We start from the raw sequence: 18,211 nt of genomic DNA, 5'->3' as shown, positions 1-18,211 counted from the left end.
GGCGCCATGGTTAACCCTTCACCATCACGGTGTCATAACCGCTATTCAGTGCGTCGAGCAGCTGCACCCGCAGGACCTCGACGTAGCGCTCTACCTCGTCGGCGCTGCTCAGGCTCGCCGCCGAGACCCGCACCGTGGTCATCTTGGCCGCAGGTGTCGTGAGCTGGATAGCCGCTTCGAGCGCCCGCGAGGCTCTCTGCGGGATGGCGTCAAGTTCAGCGGCCCACCCCTGGAGCGGCCGAGCCTGCGCCGCCGTCAGGACGGCGGCTGCATCTGCGAGGTTGGGCTCCGCCTCGGGCCCGAGATGGTGTTCCGTGAGGAGAGCCTCGCGCTGCGCATCGCCGAGAGCCGTCCATGCTGGCTGCCGTTCGAGGCCAGCTACAGCCGCCGCTCGGGCGTCGTGCAACACAACTGCTGCTGCGTGGATGGCATCGCGGAGTGCCTCGGCGAGTTCCTTGACGATCGGAGCGACTGGATCGGCCTCGGTGAGGAGATCGCGGCTCGCGGCCAGTGCGCCGAGCCGCTCACGGGCCGCCGACGCGGACTCCAGCCCCGTGGCCGAGGACGCAAGCGAACGCGCCAGTTCGAGCGAAGGCGTGCGACTCTTGAGCCTGCGTTCCATGTCTCCGAGTTGGTCGTTGAAGCTCGTGAGGTCGCTCTTCGCTGCCAGCAGAGCGTGCACGCGGTCGTTTCCCGACGTGCTCACGATCACTTGGATGCTGCCAGGCACCGTGATGTCGGGGAGCGGAGCGGGACCACTCACGCCTTTCGCGCGGACGATGAGCGACTGGACGGCCTGTTCGACGGTCGAGACGAGTCCGTCGTTGTCGGTTGGGAAGCCGAGGTTGCTTAGCACCTGGCGTGCCTGGATTTTCTCGGCGGGCTTGAGCACCGTGACCTCGCGACGGAGTTGCACGTTGCCGAGGCGAGTCTGCTTGAGTACTTCGGCCGTGGTCGTGTCGCTCCCGTTGAGCGTCGCACGGATCACTCCTGTGTCGAGAAGTACGCCGAGGGAGGCCATGAGCGCGTCACGCGGCCAGCCGAGCGGCTTCGATGTCACGGCCTTCTCGACCTCACTCGCGGGCGTGCCCGCCGGGCCGACGTGGCTAAGAACTTCTTTGATGACGCTGTGCTGCTCTGGGTCGGCGTCGTGCTGGACGGCCTTGAGCGCGTCGGCCGCCGATCCACTCCGCACGCGCGCGATGACCTGCGGCCACCGGTTGTCGTCGGCTTCGGAGAATCGTGGGAACAGGCGGGTCGCGGCGGACTGCGCGCCTGCCTCGATGCGTTCGCGCAGTGAGATTCCGTTCGGTGCCGTGCCACCCCCGAGGAGTACGTTCGACTTGGAGATCACGTCACGAACATGGGCGTTTACCTGATCCGTCGCCCGGTTGAGGCGGGTTTGCATCGCGCTTCGTGCCTGCTTACCCTCGTCGTCCTGCGGGATTCCGTGCTGGTCGATCACGCGCTGCGCGGCGAGCTTGTTGCGGACTGCCGCGGCGAACGCTGGAGCCTGGAGTCGGGGAAGGTGTACGAGAACGATTGGCGACTCGATGCCGAGGCTGCGCGCGGCCTCGTCGAACTGCTTCGCAGTTATGCCCTCGTCCCACTCCGAGCGGAGCCACACCGGGATCGCATCAGACTCCGGCGGAAGCGAGGCGTCGGTGTGCAGCGTGAGCTTGCGGGATTCCTTGGCACGACCCTGCTGGATCGAAGCGGGTATCGACCGTCCGACCTCAGTGAGCAACAGCGAATCACGATCTGTGCTTACCTCACTGTCCGTCACTTGAGCGTGGTGCCTGCGGAATGCCTCGTCCCACTCGCGGCCCGCCTTAGTTTGAAGGCGGAACTCCTCGCCATCCTGCTGAATGACGCCCTCTTCGGCGAGCGCTTCGAGCACCGCAGGCACCTGCTGCCGGAGCCGGTCCCCGTCGTGGGAGAGGTCCTCGACGAGGAGGTCGACGAGATGGTCTGCCGTCGCGCGGACGCCGATGTCGCCGTGGCCCGATGTAGGGAGCAGACCAATGAGGTGGACGAGGCCGAGGATGCGGCCGCGCAGGGGGTCCTTCTGCCCCTGCTCGTGGATGAGCGTCTGCGTCTCCTTAAGAAGAAGACCCGCGCCGTTAAGGTCCTCGTTCTTCTGCGAGTAGAGGAAATCGGCGCCGACCACAGTGCCGACTGACTGGGGAGCGACCTTGCGGTTCGCCTCATGCACGATGCGGAGCTGGGAGCGCAGCTGACCGGCGCGGCCAGCGTCGGCCTGGCGGAGCACGCTCTCCCAGAAACGACGACGCAACGGGAGCAACGGGTAGTCCTCGGCGAGGTCCTTGTCATCCGCCGCGGTGTGCTGAATCCGGCTGCCGATGAGTTGGCGGGAAATCTGCCCGGAAACCGACGCCAACGTGGCGTCAAGAGCAGGCTTCTTGGCAGGTTCCTTGCTGAGGAGCACACGGCGGACAACGGCGTCGACGTCCTGGTTCTTGAGCACGACCTTGACGGTGAAACGGTCCTGAATCTTCTGAAGCGTCGAATCAGCCGTCAACTCTTGCTGGCCCGTAGCTACAAGCAGCACCCGACCGTTCAGTTCGCGCGACACAGACTCAACAAGGTTCTGCACCTCCATCGCTCGGCCGCCGTCACTGCTGATGTACTGCTGCACCTCGTCGAGGACGATCAGCGACGGCGGTATCTGGCCATCGCCGACGTACTCAAGAATCTTCTTGAGCAGCGCGATCGTCTCATCCGTGGAGAACGAGCGGGTATCCGGCGGGAACTGGCTGCGCAGCGCGGCACGCACGTCCTTGGCCGACGCGGCAAACTGCGGGTCGGCTGCAAGGATCGCGTTCGCGAGCAGCGTGCTGAGGTTGTACTCGCCCAGTTCCTCGACGAGGTCGCCGCCGTTGGTCGCGACGTGATCGCGAACAGCGTCGAGGTGCCCGTTCCCCGCGAGCCACAGCGCAACCTGGGCGGGAGCGACACGCGTCGGCAGTCCTGCCGCGCCGAGGACGATCGAGAGAAACACCGAGTTGAGGGTGTCGCCGCTGCGATCGAGTGCACCTGCTGCCGCCCACGGTGCGGCACCGTCGCGGCGGCCGAGAGTTGTCAGCTCCGTCAACTGGTCGTGGATGCCCTGGGGGATGTTCGTCAGACCGCGCGCGGTCGCACCGTTCGGAAACCTAGTATCGGCCCACAGGTGCTGGAGTACTCGAACGAGGTGGGACTTACCGCTGCCATAGAAGCCCGACACCCACACAGCGGGCTGCGTCGTTCGATTCCGATGTCCGGTGTAGGAATCGAGGATGCGCTGGAGGCCGTGCTCGTACTCGCCCTCGCAGACGAAGCTCTCCAGCTCGTACTTGAGGACGTCCCACTGGTTGGAGTCCTCGGGACGGTCCACATTGGTTACGCCGTCGTTCGGAATCTCGAAGCTGAGTGGAGGCCGGACGAAGAGGTCATTGTTGGTCGTCACGCGATGTCCTTCTGTGGATCGATGACACGGGCGCGGTAGTTGAACCCATCGCGCGCGTCGAGCAAGCGGAATGAATGAGTTTCCGGGTCGTGAAGCCCGGGGAAGAGAACGAGAAGGCGTCCGGTGACCGCGGAGTCAACGGACTTGATTACGCTCGATGCTCGCAGGAACGGGAAGATCGAGCCGATACCCACGAGAACCACGACGACGTTCGCGGGAGCCGCTTCGAGAGCTTCGCGGATACGGGTGACGAGCGTGGTCTCGAACTGGTCCAAGATCGACTGCGTGAGGTCGCTTGGCTCCTCGTAGAATGCCTCAGCGTGTCGGTGTGACGAAAGCCAGCGGCCGAAGTCATCGGTAACGTCGATGACCCCCCAGTCGCGTCCCGCTTGTGTGGTCGCCAACTCGATGCTCGGCAGAGCATGCCGCATCTGTCGTTCCAGGTCGGGCGGGTATACAAGCATCCACACCCGCTCGCCGCCCGATACGTTGTCCTTCCATGTCAGGGACAACTCGGACTTGTAGGCATCGACGAGATCGGAGACGCGGCTCATGCGACACCGCCGAGAGTCGGGAAGGACACGTCGACCACGTTGCCGGCAACGAGAAGGTCAAGGAGACCTTCGGTGTGCGCGTCACGCAGCGCCTCCAACGTGCGACCTGGAGCCAGCCCCAAAATCTGCGACCACGGGTTGTCGAGTACGCCGAGACCACGTCCGCCGGCGAGGTGACCGAGGTAAGCCGCATACGCGATAGCGGCCGGGCGAGCACTCACCTCGGTGCGCACCTTCTTTGTGCGACCGGCGAGATGACCGGTCTGGGTCCAACAGGCCCCAGTATTGCGGCCAGTCTTTCCAAGGGTTGATTCCGACATCTCGTTGCCGAACTGCGCGGTGACCGCGGCGGTGAGGTCTGCTGATGTCACGCCCGATCCTGCCGGGAGGTCCGCGACCGCAGCGAACGAGGCGCGGAGCACCTCGTCCCGGGTGAAGGCGAGCAGCCCCGCAAGGAGTAGCTGCGACGCGGGGTCGATGTCCCAGAAGCGCCTCAGTGCCGTGAACTCAGGGCGAGTTGGGTCTAGGAAGTACAGCTCGCGCAGGTGGCGGAACGAACGCTGTCGCCCGGCCAGAGTTGGCCGTCCGAGGACGTTGCCCTCGACCACTGCCTGGCGATACTGCTCGGCAGGCGCGTCAGATGGCACCTCGCGGAGAAGCTCCACCAGGTGAGGAATACCAATCGTATGGCTGGCAGTCGTCCGCAACGTGCCGAGCGTGAAGTCGCTGTCAGCGACACGAGAACTCGTCATTTGCCGGTCTCCCTCCTTCCCGAACGCGCATCGCGTCATTCACCCGGACCGGGGCATTACGACTCTGCTCCGCGATGGACTTCGTCGCGAAGCCCATCTCAGCAGGAACCTCTGACATTCGAGCCTTCATGGGGTGTCGTCTCCTGCCGCGCCGCCTCGTCGTACCCAGTCGTCGATCTCGCTGGCCTGGAACTTCCAGAGGCGTCCGACCTTGTGGGCGGGCATGGCCTTTTCGGCGATCCAGGTGTAGACGGTGTCTTTGGTGACCCCGAGGTGGGCGGCGATATCGTCGGCAGACAGCCACGGCTCAGCCACTTTGGTCCTCCCTCGCTCTATGGCCCAGGCAGGCCAACACTCACGATGATACCGGTGGAGGTGCGGATTGGACTGGGTTTCTCCGGGCGTGGCCGAACGAGACGGGTGCCGAGGGTGGTCGGTGCGCTCTGCCGATCAGCGCGGGACACGGGCCTTGAGCCAGGCGGTCATTGTCTCGTGCCACCGGTCGGGGTCGGCGTTCCAGCAGAGGGTGTGGCCGGCGTCAAAGGTCGCCAGATCAACAAGGTCTGGGCGGGCGGCTCGGAGAGCCTGCGAGAGTCGGAGCGGCACAGAGTCGTCGCGGGCGCCGTGGAGGATCAGGGTCGGCGTGGTGAGGTCCGCGGCTCGGGATGTCCAGTCGAATGAGCGAAGGGGGATGCGGCCCGGCAGCCCGACTGTGTGTGCCAGTGGGGTGAGGGTGAGCCACGGGATCGTGAGGTTTCCGACCGCGGCGGGCAGTCCGCTTCGGGTGCAGTTGGCCTTGATGACCTCGGCCCAGTTGAGGACTGGTGAGTCGAGTACGAGCGCGGCGATGAGTGCCTGGTGTAGCGGGTGGTTGGCAAGTCTGAGGGCGATCGCGGCGCCCATTGACCAGCCGAAGAGCACGATTCGTTGGGCTCCGCGTCGGACGGCGTATCCGATGGCTTCGTCTACGTCGCTCGTCTCGGTGTGGCCGAGGGTTGTTCGGCCGGTGCCGACTCGTGGTCCTTCTGTGGTGTTGCGGTAGCTGACGACCAGGGAGGTGTAGCCGAGTTCGGTGGCGACCCGGACGCCGCGGAGGGTGCCGGCGCGGGTGCTACCGAGGCCGTGGATGTGGATCGCCCAGAGCGAGGGGTCGCCGTCGATGCGCCAGGTCGGGCATGGTCCTGCGGGGGTGGTGATGGTGATGTCGCGGGCGTGGAGTCCGGCGTCGACTGGGGTGGCGTAGTAGATGCCGCTCCATGAGGCACGGTCGCCGTCCTTCGGGGTGAGGCCAGGTGCAGTGCCGGTGATCCTGCGGGCGACGCGGGTGGGTCCGCGATCGATGACCTCGGTGGAGAGTTGCGCCCAGCCTCCGTGCTTGAACCAGAGGTTGTAGATGCCGGGTGCGGTGGTCTGCTCGGTGCGGTCGAGCACGATCAGGTCGCCGTCTTCGTCGTGCTCGACGCTTCGGATGGTGAGGTCGAACTTCCGTGGACCGACGGGCGCAGTCAGCCGCCGGGCGATCACCCAGCCGAGACTGGAAGCCGCTGCTGCTGTCGCGATCCCGACTCCAAGGGCGAGTCGGCGGATCACGAGCCAGCCTCCTCGCGCGGAGTCCGCGGCCCCGGCGTCGTTGCACGGTCGCATCCGAGGAGGTGGCTCTCGGCGCGTTCGAGGAGGGTGCGTTCGGCTCTGCTGGTCTTGAAGGTGATGCGGGGGTCGATCATTGCGTCGCGGATTTCGACGATCACTCGGTGCAGGCATCCTTCGGGGTCTTCTGCGTTGACGGCGCGGGGGTCTGCTTGGCTCAGGCCGGGCCGTGCCTGTGTTGCGCGCCTCCAGAGGGGTTTCAGTTGTGCCGCGAGGCCAGCGGTGCGCCTGCGACGCAGGTAGTGCTGGGCACGTCGGACGGCGGGCTGCGCCGCGAACCCGGCGCAGAGGAACAGGAACGTCAGGAGCGAGAGTGGCCCGTAGGTGGGTTGGATGGCGTGCATGAGGTCGAGGCAGCCGGTGACGTGGGCGATGTTCATGACGATCACGGCGACGCACAGGGCGACGCCGAAGGCCGATCCCAGGGTCAGCAGTCCTGCGGGTAGGCGTTGGATTCCGGTGCTGTGCCGGTACTGTCTCGCGGCGAGGACCATCATCGTGGCGATGACGATGCCGCAGTAGACGAAGTTGATGATCGAGTAGACCGCCGTCGCCGGCTGCCCGCCGAGGTCGCTCATGAACCGGGTCGTGGTCGCGCCGCGCTCGATGAACAGGAACGCCGTGGTGATCGCGAGGAGGGAGACGGCGAGCATCGGGATACTCACGACAGCGCGAACGAGCCGGGGCCGGTATTCACCGGTTCTCATGACCCCTTGGCCGAGGAAGAACAGCCCGGTCATCAGCAGTGCGTCTGCGATCAGCGTCGCGAGGTTCGTGCCGCCGAGCAGCGGATCGACGGCGGTATAGATCGCATCGACGTTGAGCGTCATCGCGATGGCGATGGTGAGGGCTGCGTAGGTGATGCTTCGGTCGGCGCGTTTGCGGCGGAAGATGAGCAGGCTCGCCACGAGCGCCCACATGAGCGCCGCGACGAGCGTCTGGATCATCCGAAGACCTCCGAGTAGGCCGATTCGGCGAACACCGATCCTCGGATGCCTGCGGCGAGCCGGTCGGCGAGGGACTCGGCGGCGATCTCGGTTTCGCAGTCGATGTCTTGCCGTGTGAGCAGGCGGGCGCGGGTGTAGGGCGGGATGTTGGGCAGCAGCACGTCCTCGGCTGGGCAGTCGTCTCCGTCGCAGTGACCGAGGATCATGTGGGCGACCTCGTGCAGGACGAACTGTTGCCGGTGAAGGGCGGAGTCGCTGCGGGCGTGGAGCACGAGGTCTTCGGTGTCGGTGATGAACCAGACCGCGCAGATGCCGTCGTGGGTGTCGAGGCCTGCGAGTTCGACGACGCGGAGCCGGCGGTGTCGCCGGTTCTGGATGGCGTGGAGGAGGTCGTCGAGGGTGAAGGTACCACCGAGCCGAAGGCCCGCGACGGCCGCCGATACGGTCTGTTCGGTATTCACGGTTCGCCCCTCTCGGTGGGGAGCAGGGACCGGTATCGGCTTCGCGTCGCGCGGTACCGGTCAGTGCTCGGGCATGGGTGTCATTTCCTCGTCCAGGAACTTGGTGATGGCTTGGAGTGCTTTCGGCGAGATGTCACCGAGGGTGCGGGCGGCGTAGGACTTCACCTTCGCGGCCCGCATGGAACGAACCAGATCGAGCTGCGCGGAGACCTTCTCGGGGGTGGCGGCACCGTCCTCGCCGAGCAGGAACGCGGCGTCCACGTCGAAGAACGCGGCGAGCCCCTCGAACACGGCGGGGTCTTGGACGTAGCGGTGGCCGTTGACCATGTACGTCCAGCGCGACCGCGACAGGTTGGTGCCTCGTTCTTGGAGGTAGTCCGCGATCTGCGAGTAGGTCGGCTCGGTGCCGGACTCGGCGACGGCGACGTCCATCAGGAGACGCAGACGCTTGGCGAGGTCTTCGGCCGCAGCCTGGCTCTCGTCTTCGGTCATAGTCGGTGACCCCCTTCCCTTCGCGACGGGCAAGGCATCCATGTGATCCACCCGGAGGGTGGTTGTGCATGCTCAACCGTATTTGTTGAGCATGCACAAATCAAGGCTTGCGCATGCTCAACGATCAGTGTTAGAACAGGACTCCGGCACATTTTGAGCATGCTCAACACAGGTGTCCCGGTGTCGGCTCGGGCTGCCTCAAGGAGGTGAACGATGTCCAGCTCACGGTCCGGGTGCGGGTGTTCGCGCCTACCTACCAGGTGTACCGCCGCGCGCAACCTTGGCGCGGCCTGCCGAAGAGGAGGCCGGAGCATGGCATCGAACCAGGACGCCCGCGCGGCAAGGGAGGCGAAGCTCGACGAGCTGCACGAGAAGCTGACCGGCGCGGTCGAGTCGCTGGTCTCGGGTGACGACTGGCGGGAGGCGCTGGCCTTCGCGGCACGGTTCCGGTCGCGGTCGTTCAACAACACGATGCTGATCTGGGTGCAGCATGAGGCCGCGTTCGAGGCAGGCCGCGTGCCTGAGCCCTTCCCGACTCTGGTTGCCGGGTACCGGCAGTGGCAGGGGCTCGGGCGGCAGGTGCTGAAGGGCCAGCCGGGCTACATGATCTTCGCGCCCGTGACGGGCCGGTTCGCCTCGTCCAATCCTGCCGATCCGAACTCCTGGCGTCGCCTGGGACCACGAGAGAAGCACAAGGTTAACGAGGTCGTGCGCTCGCGGATGGTCGGAGCGCGCCCGGCCTACGTGTGGGATGCCTCCCAGACCGACGGCGAACCGCTGCCGGTGCCACCCGCTCCGACGTTGCTGGAAGGCGAAGCACCCTCGGGGCTGTGGGAGGGGCTGGCCGGGCAGATTCGCCGGGCGGGGTTCGAGGTGCTGCGGGTGCCGCACGAGGGGATGATCTCCGGCGCGAACGGCCTCACGGACTACGAGGCGCGCACGGTCGCGGTGCGGGAGAACATGGACCCGGCCGCGCAGGTCAAGACGCTCGCACACGAGCTGGCGCACGTGCTAATGCACGATCCCGACGACGAGGAGGCGCGGCAGCATCGCGGCATCCGCGAGGTCGAAGCCGAGTCGGTCGCGCTGATGATCGGTGCCGCGCACGGCATGGACACCGCCGGGTACACGATCCCGTACGTCTCGACCTGGGCCGCCCGCGTGGACGGCCAAGAGCCCGTCCAGGTGGTGCAGGCCACCGGTGAGCGGGTGCGGAAGACCGCGCTGGCGATCCTCGACCAGCTCGACACGGCCCAGGTCGGCGACGGCACTCCGCCCGGCCTTGACCGCGACAACGCCAGTCCGCGCACCTCCCGCACGCCTGCGGTGGAGACCGATCGTCCCCGTGGCGCGCAGGTGCCAGCTCTGGCAGGGCGGGGGCTGTGATGCCCGAGCCATTCGATGTCCTTGCGGCGATCATTCGCGTGGATCGCTCACCACACCTCGGCGTAGCGGCGCGGAGCCTCGCGGCGGCTGGCGTGCCCGTGTTCCCGTGCGTCGTCGAGGGGAAGCGTCCGCTGACCCGCCGCGGGTTCCTCGACGCGAGCAGCGACCCGGAACAGGTTGCGGCGTGGTGGTCGCGCACACCGAACGCGAACATCGGCATCCCGACCGGCGCCCCATCCGGCGTTGTCGTCGTCGATGTCGATGTCCACGGCCCCCACGACGGCCGCGCGGCATACCAGCGCGCCACCGACGCGGGACTCGTCGACGGGGCAGGTCTGCTGGTGCGCACACCCACCGGTGGCGCGCACGTGTACTTCCCGGCGACCCCGGACAAGGAGCAGCGATCGTGGCAGGCCGCTGACGTGGGCGTCGATTTCCGGGGCGACGGCGGCTACATCATCGCCCCTCCTTCCCGGCGAATCATCGACGGGAACGTGAAGCACTACGAGGTCGCCGACATCGCCGCCCACTCGGTCGGCACCGTGGATGCGACCCGGCTGCGGGACTTCCTCGACCCGCGCCCCGTCGCCTCACCACGCGCCAGCAGCGGCTCGGTAGATGTGGATGCTGAGCGGTTGGCGGCGTGGGTCGCTGGGCGGGGTGAGGGCGAGCGGAACCGGGGCCTGTTCTGGGCCGCTTGCCGCCTCGCCGAGAACGGCGTCTCGCCCGCCGACGCGCTCGATGCGCTGGGGGCTGCGGCACATTCGGCGGGTCTGGGTGATCGCGAGATCACCACGACCGTGCGCTCGGCCTACCGAGCCACCCAGTCCGCATCCGAAGTGACGCCCGACGGCCGTAGCCGGAGCGCGGGTCGCTGGTTCGGGCGCTCGGCGAGCCCACCGTCCGCAGCATTGGGGCGGGCTGGGCTGTGATGCGCGAATCGGAAGGGCGGCGCTGGGCCGCGATGACGGCGGTCGCGGGGACGGTGTTCATCGCCGCCGGGGCGTTCTGGCTGTCGTTCACCTCATTGGCCGATCTGGCCGCTCGCTCCGGGATCGGGGCGGGGCAGGCGTGGGCGTGGCCGCTGATCGTGGACGGCATCATCGTCGTTGCCACGGTCGCCGTCGTCGCTCTCGCCGGGCAGCGCTCGGCCTGGTATCCGTGGGCGCTGCTGGTCGGCGGCGCGCTCGTGTCGGTGACGGCGAACGCCATTCACGCCGTCGTCGCCGCAGACGCAGACGTGCCACGGATGCTCGCGGCCTCAGTCGCCGCGGTTCCGCCCGTGGTGCTGCTGGCCATCACGCACCTGACCGTGATCCTCACCCGCACCACCGACCCCGACGCCGAACCTGCCACCGCCGAATCGTTCTCGACGAACACGGCGGAGTCGATGCCCGCGCTGCCGTCTGGCGAGACGGAGGTCACCCGTCGCGATGACGGTGTGGCGGATCGGCGGGCGCTGGGCTGGGAGCTGCGCGAGGCGGGCTGGTCGAACAAGCGGATCGCCCGCGAACTCGGGGTGCATCCCTCGACCGTGGGCAGATGGTTCGCCGTCGCGCACCTCACTGACACCACCGACACCGCCGACGAACGGGAGGAGACAACCCCATGAACACCACCGACAACCCGCAGCACAACAACCCGGCCAGGCCCGATCCCGCACGGCTGGTGCCCGAGGAGACGCGGGAGCGCCCCCAGCCCGTCGAGGCGACGAGCACGCCGGAAGCAGTGCGGGCCGCGCAGCTCGCCCGCGACGACAAGCAGCACGCCCTCGTTCGCGGTCGCGGCGTGGAGTGGGTGCGCCCCACCGACCTGATCGCCCGCCACTCCGCGCACGCCGCCGGCCGTGGCCTCGACTTCCAAGCCGAGCTCGCACGCCGCACCCGCACCCCGCTCGGGGCCGGCGTTCGTCGTCTCGGGGATCGCGCCCGGCGGTTGCCGCCGATCTCGGCGTTCGGGCGCAGCACCGCGCCTGCCTCGCAGGTGTCCCGCTCTGGGGTCTCGATGAGCTGACGGTGGTGACAGGTCATGGTGGCGACGGCATCGGCATGCAGGACGCGTTCGTGGGAGCGAGTGCGCACCTGCCTGCCAGGAGGTGCCAACACCATGACCACACCAACCAGCACCAGCACCGAGCAGCCGACGGCCTACGGGGCGGAGGACTTCACCACGAGCGAGGGCCTGCGCGCCCTGCTCCATCGCCTCTACGAAGGCGGCGAGGATGCCTGGGTTCACGACCCGGAAGCCCGCGAGCTGATGGAGTTCGCCGCCGACAAGTACCGCGCGCTCGCCCGCAAGCACAAGCTCGACACCTGGGAAGCGGTCACGGCGGCGTTCGACGCGATGCAGTACCGCTCGACCCGCGAGGCCAACGATCCGTGGGCGATCATCACCCACACCGTGCGGATCACCTGCGTCTACGAGGAACGCGCCCAAGGGCTGCTCTGCTCGGTGCACCAGGCTCGTCGCGCGCACGTTTCGGCGTTCCACGATCCCGAGCGGTTCTCCGAACGCGACACCGCGCTGGCCGACTACCATCCCGCGTTCCACACCACCGACCTGCGTCCCAGCGACCTCGAACCGGAACCGCGCGACAGTCTCGGGTCTGCGCAGGCGTGCATGTCCGCTGGATCGGCGGCCGAGGACGCCATCGCGATGCTGTGCCTGCTCGACTGGCCCGCCGACACGGCACGGGCCGCAGTGGAGCACGTCTGCGGGGCCTTGATGAAAGCGGGCACCCGCCAGTCCGCCTACGAGGTGCTGCGCCGCGATCGGCACGCGCGGGCACTGCTCGACCTGCCGCGCCGCTCCTGGGCCGCGCTGCTGAAAGCGCTGCTCGGGAACCCGCACCCGGCCTACGTAGCCACCAGCAGTGGCCGCGGCGTCCTGCTCAGGCTCCTGCTGGGCGAGACGCTCGACCTGCTGCTCCGCGACGACGACTTGATCCTCTCGCTCGCTCTGGCCGCGCCGAGTGGTGCAGGCGGTGAGTCGTCGTGACCGAGCCGCAGATCGGCAGCATCCAGCTCGACCGCACCGTCGAGTCGATCCTCGTCGGCACGCGGCACCGCGCCGACCTCGGCGACATCGACGCCCTCGCGGCATCCATCGGGCGCGACGGCTTGCTGCAACCGCTCACGATCACCATCGACGGCGTGCTCGTGTGCGGGGCACGACGCCTTGCCGCGATCAAGAGGCTCGGCTGGCGCACCGTCAACGTGTGGGTTCGTAGTGGCCTATCGGACCGGCTCGGGCAGCTCCTCGCCGAGCAGGACGACAACATGCTCCACAAGCCCTACACGCAGCTCGAAGCCGCCGGCCTCTACCGCGAGCTCAAGCAAGTCATGGCCGAAGACGCCGCCCGCCGCAAGTCCGCTACCCAGTTCAGCAGCGAGAACCAGCCAGGAAACGACGGTGGTGCAAACTTTGCACCACCGTCGAACGGGCCACTCGGGAAGACCCGCGAGCAAGCGGCGGCAATGATTCCAGGCGGCGCCTCGCACACGACGTTGGAGAAGATCGGCTACCTCGAAGCCATCGCCAACAACCCTGCTCTGCCAGAGCCTCTGCGCGCCGAGGCCGCCGCCGGGTTGGACCGGATCGAGGCTGGCGATCCCGTGCATCCGATCTACCAAGCGATCCGCGACGCCGACACCACCGCACGGGAGCGGCGCGAGGCCGAGCTGCACGCTCGCGCCGAAGCAGCCGTGGCCCAGGCGAAGTCGATCAAGAAGGGCAAGCGCACCCCACCCAAGCCGTTGCCGCTCGTCACCGGCGACGGCCAACCCGTCCGCTACCCGCTCCGCGCGTTCGTGCAGACCTGGGGCGAGCTCACCAACTGGTGGACCCACTACGACGCCGACACACTCGCCGCCGAGTTGACCGACGAGCAGTTCGAGAACTTCCTCACCACCACCGACGGCACTGTCCGGTTCGCCGACGCCCTCCGTGCCGCACGCGAAGACGCGGTGGAGCGGCCACGACTCCGCGCGCTCTGACCGCTGGCATGGGTGTCGGATGTGCACCTGCTCGGCATGAGCCCTGCACCCACCGATCCCCGGAACCGCCGCCGACTCGTCGCCCTCATCGCCGCCGGCATCGTCCTGCTGCTCCTCGCCAGTGTCGGCGTCTACGGACTCCTCACCGGCCCCCGCACCAGCACCAGCACCGATCCCGGCCCGGAGCCTGGCCCGACCACGACGGCACCGCCGACCGTGGCACCGAGCACACCCCGGACACCACGGGTTCCAGCGGTTCCGCGTTCGGTAGACCCCGAGACCTTCGCTCGCGGCGTCGCGTCCACGCTGTTCGCGTGGGACACCGCCTCGGGGCTGTGGCCGCTGGACTACAGCTCGACGATCCTCGCGGTCGGTGACCCCAGCGGGGACGAGCAAGCGGGGCTCGCCTCCGACGTGGCCGCGTACCTGCCGACCCACGATGCCTGGATCGAGCTGCGGCAGTACGTCACCCGCCAGCACCTCGCCATCGATACCGCGTACGTGCCTGACGCTTGGGCCGAGGCGTTGACGCAGGCCCAGCCGGGGCAGCTCGCGGCAGGAACGACGGCCGTCACGATCGAGGGCACCCGCCACCGCGCCGGGGAATGGAACGGCCAACCGGTCACCAGCGAGCATCCGGTCGCGTTCACCGTGTTCGTCGTCTGCGCCCCGACGTATCCGACGTGTCATCTGCTGCGGCTCTCGCAGCTCGACAACCCGCTGCGCTGAAGGTGTTGGCGTCGTGTTCCGCAAAGCCGCCATCGCGTCCCTGGCACTGCTGTTCTTCGCCCCCGCCGCAGCACTCCTCGGCATCGGGGTGCTGATGAACCCCGCCGCTGCGTACTGCGCCACACCTGCCGGGACCGTGAACCTCGGACCGATCCCGGACGCGCTCACCGTGACCACCGCGAACGACGAGACCTTCACGCTGAATCGTCAGCAGCTCACGCACGCGGCCACGATCATCACGGTCGGCAACGGCATCACCGACGTGGGCAGGCCGGGAATCAAGATCGCGCTGATGGCCGCGCTCACCGAGTCCACGCTGCGGATGCTCACCAACACCGGCACCTACCCCGACTCGGCGAACTACCCGAACGATGGCAACGGCGGCGACCACGACTCCCTCGGCCTGTTCCAGATGCGCCCCCAATCCGGGTGGGGCACCGTCGCCGAGTTGATGGACCCGAACTATCAGGCGCAGGCGTTCTTCGGCGGGCCCACCGGCCCGAACTACCCCTCGCCGCGCGGGCTGCTCGACATCCCCGGCTGGCAACAGATGGACCCTGGCGAAGCCGCCCAAGCCGTCGAGGTCTCCGCCTTCCCCGACCGCTACCGCAACTATGCGCCCGTCGCCGATAGCATCCTCGCCGCACTCACCAGAAGCGGAAGTGCTACTGGCAGTGCTGGTGGCGCGGCGGTGTCGTCGTCGCGGGTGGTGTTTCCGTTGCCCGAGGGCACCTGGGTGCTGACGTCGCCGTTCGGGATGCGGGTGCACCCGATCACGGGCGAGCGGAAGATGCACACCGGCACCGACTTCGCCGCGCCGGACGGCACGCCGATCCTCGCTGCCGCGCACGGCACCGTCACCGTCGCGGAGTTCTCCGGCGGGTACGGCGGCCTCATCGTCATCGAGCACACCATCGACGGCAAGACCGTCGCGACCGCCTACGCGCACATGTGGCAGAGCGGCATCCACGTCCGCCGCGGAGACCGCGTGAGCGCCGGGCAGCACATCGGCGATGTCGGCTCCTCGGGCATGAGCACCGGCGCACATCTGCACTTCGAGGTCCGGCCCGGCGGCACGAACGGGGAAGCCATCGACGCCGCAGCCTGGCTCAACGAGCACGGGGCCGCCAACCTGCCGACAGCGACCAGCGGATCACCCGCCTCCTGCAACAACACCACCGCGGGCACGCCGACCGGCGTCGATGGAGACCCCGACCGGCTCGTCGACGATCCCACCAGCTCGGGCAAAATCACCGCCCGCATGCTCCACCTCTACCAGCAGACCCTCGCGGCGTTCCCCGACACCGGCTGGGGCTGCTACTCACCGCGCCCCGGCACCAAGTCAGAGCATCCCCTCGGCAGGGCGTGCGACATCACCTTCGGCAACCGCATCGGCCAGCGCCCCACCCCGGCCCAGTTCGACGCCGGCTGGAAGGTCACCAACTGGATGAAGGACAACGCCGACGTACTCGGCGTCGAGTACCTGATCTGGCAAGGCCAAATCTGGTCCCTCGCCCGCGACGCCGACGGCTGGCGACCCTACAACGGCGGCGGCATGCACGACCCCGCCTCCATCACCGGAGGCCACTACGACCACCTCCACGTCACAGTCAAGGCAGGGTGATCGACGATGGGTGTCTTCCCCGACTTCGACGGACTCGGCGGCATCGGCGACCTCCGCGCCGTCGTCGGCGCGCTCCTGACGTTCGTCCTCATCGTCGCCGTCCTCATGCTGATCGTCTCAGCCATCGTCTGGGCCATCGCGACGGCCCACGGCAACTACGCCACCGCCAGCAAAGGCCGAATCGGAGTGCTCGTCGCGGTCGGTGCCGCCGTTCTCGCCGGAGGCGGCGTGGCCTGGATGAACTGGCTCCTCAACCTCGGCCAACAACTCTGACGCCGAACGCCTCCGAACCTGCTAATGCCCACGTCCTCGCCGGCGTGGGCATTGCTGTTCCGTCGCCGAGGGGGCATGGGTGCACCTGTCGCGTGTATCCCGTCTGCGAGTTCGTGGGCGGGCCGCCCGTCGCCAAGGAGACTTACCGTGTTCGATCTGCTCGCCAACGTCATGTCAGCGCCGCTGCTGGTGCCGATGGACATCAACATCGACCCCAACACCAACGGCCTGCCGGGGATCAACCAGCTGCGCACCATCGTCGGCGCGGTGATGACCATCGGCCTGATCTTGTCCGTGCTCGCGCTGATCGTGTCCGCGATCGTGTGGGGCTTCGGCGCGAACTCGTCGAATCCGCACCTCGCCTCGCGCGGGAAGATCGGCGTCCTCGTCTCCTGCGGCGCGGCGGTGATCTGCGGCGCGAGCGTGACGCTCATCAACTTCTTCTGGAACGTCGGCCAGTCCGTCTGACCCCGACTGTCGTCGTCGAGAGCTGGTGTTCGTGATGGGCGTGTGCGACGTTCCCGTGATCTCCTCGGTCTGCGATGCCGTCGGCGAAGGAGCCGCCTCTCTGGTCGCGGCCCCGTTCGACTGGCTCGCCCAGGCGATGGGTGCCGCCGCCGGATGGCTGTTCGAGGCCGTCTGGTCGGTCTTCGACACCACAACCCTGGTGGATGTCACCAAGCCCGGCTATATCGCCGTCTACAACCTGCTGTTCGGCATCGCGGTCTTCGTGATGCTGATCTTCTTCTGCCTCCAACTCATCACCGGCCTGATCCGCCGCGACCCGACCGCGCTCACCCGTGCCGCCCTCGGCCTGGCGAAGTCCGTGCTCGGGTCGTTCGTGGTCATCACGCTCACTGCGCTGCTGCTGGAAGTCGTCGACCAGCTGTGCATTGGGATCGTGCAGGCCGCCGGGGAGACAACCGAGTCGATGGGCGACAAGATCGCCCTCCTCGCCGCAGGGCTGGTCGGGATCAACATCGCCGCTCCCGGCGTGGGAGCGATCATCACGATCTTCATGGCCGGCCTCGCGATCACCGCCGCCGCGATCGTCTGGCTGTCCCTCCTCGTCAGGAAAGCGCTCCTGCTGGTCGCGGTCGTGTTCGCCCCGCTCGCCTTCTCTGGTGCCTCGTGGGATGCCTCGCGGGGGTGGATCGGGAAGTGGGCGATGTTCGTCGTCGCGCTGATCTGCTCAAAGCTCGTGCTCGTCGTGATGTTCCTCGTCGCGATCACCCAGGTCTCCGCACCGATCGACGCCGACCTCGCCTCGGTCAGCGATCCCATCGCGGGGATCGTGCTCATGGCGATGGCCGCGTTCGCCCCGTACCTGACGTACAAGTTCATCGCGTTCGTCGGGTTCGACATGTACCACGCGATCGGCTCCGAACAGGACGCCAAGAGCGCCCTCAACCGCCCGATCCCAGTCCCGACCAAACCCCAAGGCGGCGGCGACCCGAAGAAGGTACTCGACGGAAGCAGCAGCGGCGGCGGGAACACGGGCGGAGGCTCCAGCGGAGGAAGCAGCGCACCGCCACCGCCGAAGACCCCGGCACCGACACCCGCCGCGAGCGGCGGAAGAGCCGCCGGTGGAGGGGCCGCAGCAGGCGGGGGCGGGGCAGCGGCAGCCGGTCCCGTCGCGGCAGGGGTCGTAGTCGGCGCGAGCGTCGCCAAGGGCGCCGCGACCGCCGGACCGAAGGCCGGAACCGCGCTGGGAGCCCAAGGCGAGCACGCCGCCGACGCAGCCGCGCAGACACCGCCACCGCCCGCAGCCTCGCCTGCGACACCGCCGTCGAGCCCGGCACCACGACCGCCGAGCACCGACCCGTCACCGCCACCGAAGCAGCCCCCGCCACCCGCGCCACGCCCACCGAAGGAGTAGACG

19 protein-coding genes are annotated in these 18,211 nt (G+C 68.0%); 11 read left to right on the top strand and 8 right to left on the bottom strand.

Translation table 11 applies throughout. The features are described 5' to 3' along the window. Positions 1-10: 10 nt before the first annotated feature. The 8 genes from brxC to FCK90_RS09245 all read right to left on the bottom strand — a co-directional run bounded on the left by brxC (position 11) and on the right by FCK90_RS09245 (position 8,322). Positions 11-3,469, bottom strand: coding sequence for a BREX system P-loop protein BrxC (gene brxC, locus FCK90_RS09280; RefSeq protein ID WP_181954261.1), 3,459 nt, complete (start codon positions 3,467-3,469; stop codon positions 11-13). Further along, positions 3,466-4,023 (bottom strand): BREX protein BrxB domain-containing protein, encoded by a 558-nt coding sequence (locus FCK90_RS09275; protein WP_158034015.1) that lies wholly within the window; start codon positions 4,021-4,023, stop codon positions 3,466-3,468. Before FCK90_RS09275 ends, brxC begins: the two co-directional genes overlap by 4 nt. Beyond that, complete coding sequence (locus FCK90_RS09270; protein WP_158034014.1) at positions 4,020-4,775, bottom strand: hypothetical protein; 756 nt, start codon at positions 4,773-4,775, stop codon at positions 4,020-4,022. The genes FCK90_RS09275 and FCK90_RS09270 overlap by 4 nt, the downstream gene beginning before the upstream one ends. 126 nt (positions 4,776-4,901) lie before the next feature. Then, the gene (locus tag FCK90_RS09265; RefSeq protein ID WP_129392770.1) at positions 4,902-5,090 is read right to left on the bottom strand and encodes a helix-turn-helix domain-containing protein; all 189 of its coding nucleotides are present in this window, start codon (positions 5,088-5,090) and stop codon (positions 4,902-4,904) included. Between the two features lie 135 nt (positions 5,091-5,225). Then, positions 5,226-6,365, bottom strand: coding sequence for an alpha/beta hydrolase (locus tag FCK90_RS09260; protein WP_158034013.1), 1,140 nt, complete (start codon positions 6,363-6,365; stop codon positions 5,226-5,228). Further along, entirely contained in the window at positions 6,362-7,369 is a 1,008-nt protein-coding gene (locus FCK90_RS09255) for an MAB_1171c family putative transporter (protein WP_158034012.1), read from the bottom strand. Before FCK90_RS09255 ends, FCK90_RS09260 begins: the two co-directional genes overlap by 4 nt. Beyond that, positions 7,366-7,830, bottom strand: coding sequence for a hypothetical protein (locus FCK90_RS09250; protein ID WP_158034011.1), 465 nt, complete (start codon positions 7,828-7,830; stop codon positions 7,366-7,368). Before FCK90_RS09250 ends, FCK90_RS09255 begins: the two co-directional genes overlap by 4 nt. Positions 7,831-7,890: 60 nt before the next feature. Further along, positions 7,891-8,322: a hypothetical protein gene (locus FCK90_RS09245; RefSeq protein ID WP_158034010.1), complete on the bottom strand. Its 432-nt coding sequence runs from the start codon at positions 8,320-8,322 to the stop codon at positions 7,891-7,893. A 312-nt stretch (positions 8,323-8,634) separates the two neighbouring features. Between FCK90_RS09245 and FCK90_RS09240 the strand changes: the two genes are divergently transcribed. The 11 genes from FCK90_RS09240 (at position 8,635) to FCK90_RS09190 (ending at position 18,208) form a co-directional block, all read left to right on the top strand. Then, positions 8,635-9,708 (top strand): ImmA/IrrE family metallo-endopeptidase, encoded by a 1,074-nt coding sequence (locus tag FCK90_RS09240; RefSeq protein ID WP_158034009.1) that lies wholly within the window; start codon positions 8,635-8,637, stop codon positions 9,706-9,708. After that, entirely contained in the window at positions 9,708-10,640 is a 933-nt protein-coding gene (locus tag FCK90_RS09235; RefSeq protein ID WP_158034008.1) for a bifunctional DNA primase/polymerase, read from the top strand. The genes FCK90_RS09240 and FCK90_RS09235 overlap by 1 nt, the downstream gene beginning before the upstream one ends. Next, positions 10,640-11,320: a DUF2637 domain-containing protein gene (locus FCK90_RS09230; RefSeq protein ID WP_246180113.1), complete on the top strand. Its 681-nt coding sequence runs from the start codon at positions 10,640-10,642 to the stop codon at positions 11,318-11,320. The genes FCK90_RS09235 and FCK90_RS09230 overlap by 1 nt, the downstream gene beginning before the upstream one ends. Beyond that, positions 11,317-11,721, top strand: coding sequence for a hypothetical protein (locus FCK90_RS09225; protein ID WP_158034007.1), 405 nt, complete (start codon positions 11,317-11,319; stop codon positions 11,719-11,721). The genes FCK90_RS09230 and FCK90_RS09225 overlap by 4 nt, the downstream gene beginning before the upstream one ends. A 93-nt stretch (positions 11,722-11,814) precedes the next feature. Then, entirely contained in the window at positions 11,815-12,705 is an 891-nt protein-coding gene (locus tag FCK90_RS09220; protein WP_158034006.1) for a hypothetical protein, read from the top strand. Continuing rightward, positions 12,702-13,703, top strand: a complete 1,002-nt coding sequence (locus tag FCK90_RS09215; protein WP_158034005.1) for a ParB N-terminal domain-containing protein — start codon at positions 12,702-12,704, stop codon at positions 13,701-13,703. The genes FCK90_RS09220 and FCK90_RS09215 overlap by 4 nt, the downstream gene beginning before the upstream one ends. Before the next feature lie 36 nt (positions 13,704-13,739). Beyond that, positions 13,740-14,432: a hypothetical protein gene (locus FCK90_RS09210; protein ID WP_158034004.1), complete on the top strand. Its 693-nt coding sequence runs from the start codon at positions 13,740-13,742 to the stop codon at positions 14,430-14,432. Between the two features lie 13 nt (positions 14,433-14,445). Next, complete coding sequence (locus FCK90_RS09205; protein ID WP_158034003.1) at positions 14,446-16,056, top strand: M23 family metallopeptidase; 1,611 nt, start codon at positions 14,446-14,448, stop codon at positions 16,054-16,056. 6 nt (positions 16,057-16,062) lie between these two features. Next, entirely contained in the window at positions 16,063-16,329 is a 267-nt protein-coding gene (locus tag FCK90_RS09200; RefSeq protein WP_013601305.1) for a DUF6112 family protein, read from the top strand. A 171-nt stretch (positions 16,330-16,500) separates the two neighbouring features. After that, on the top strand, positions 16,501-16,797 hold the full coding sequence (locus FCK90_RS09195) for a DUF6112 family protein (RefSeq protein WP_227007205.1): 297 nt from the start codon (positions 16,501-16,503) through the stop codon (positions 16,795-16,797). A gap of 34 nt (positions 16,798-16,831) precedes the next feature. After that, positions 16,832-18,208: a conjugal transfer protein TrbL gene (locus tag FCK90_RS09190; protein WP_158034002.1), complete on the top strand. Its 1,377-nt coding sequence runs from the start codon at positions 16,832-16,834 to the stop codon at positions 18,206-18,208. Positions 18,209-18,211 lie beyond the last annotated feature (3 nt).

Origin of the sequence: Kocuria coralli (assembly GCF_008831305.1) — a bacterium.
In the GTDB taxonomy this organism is placed as follows: Bacteria; Actinomycetota; Actinomycetes; order Actinomycetales; family Micrococcaceae; genus Kocuria; species Kocuria coralli.
Note: the sequence above shows the minus strand (reverse complement) of the source record. Positions and strands in the feature narration are given on the sequence as shown.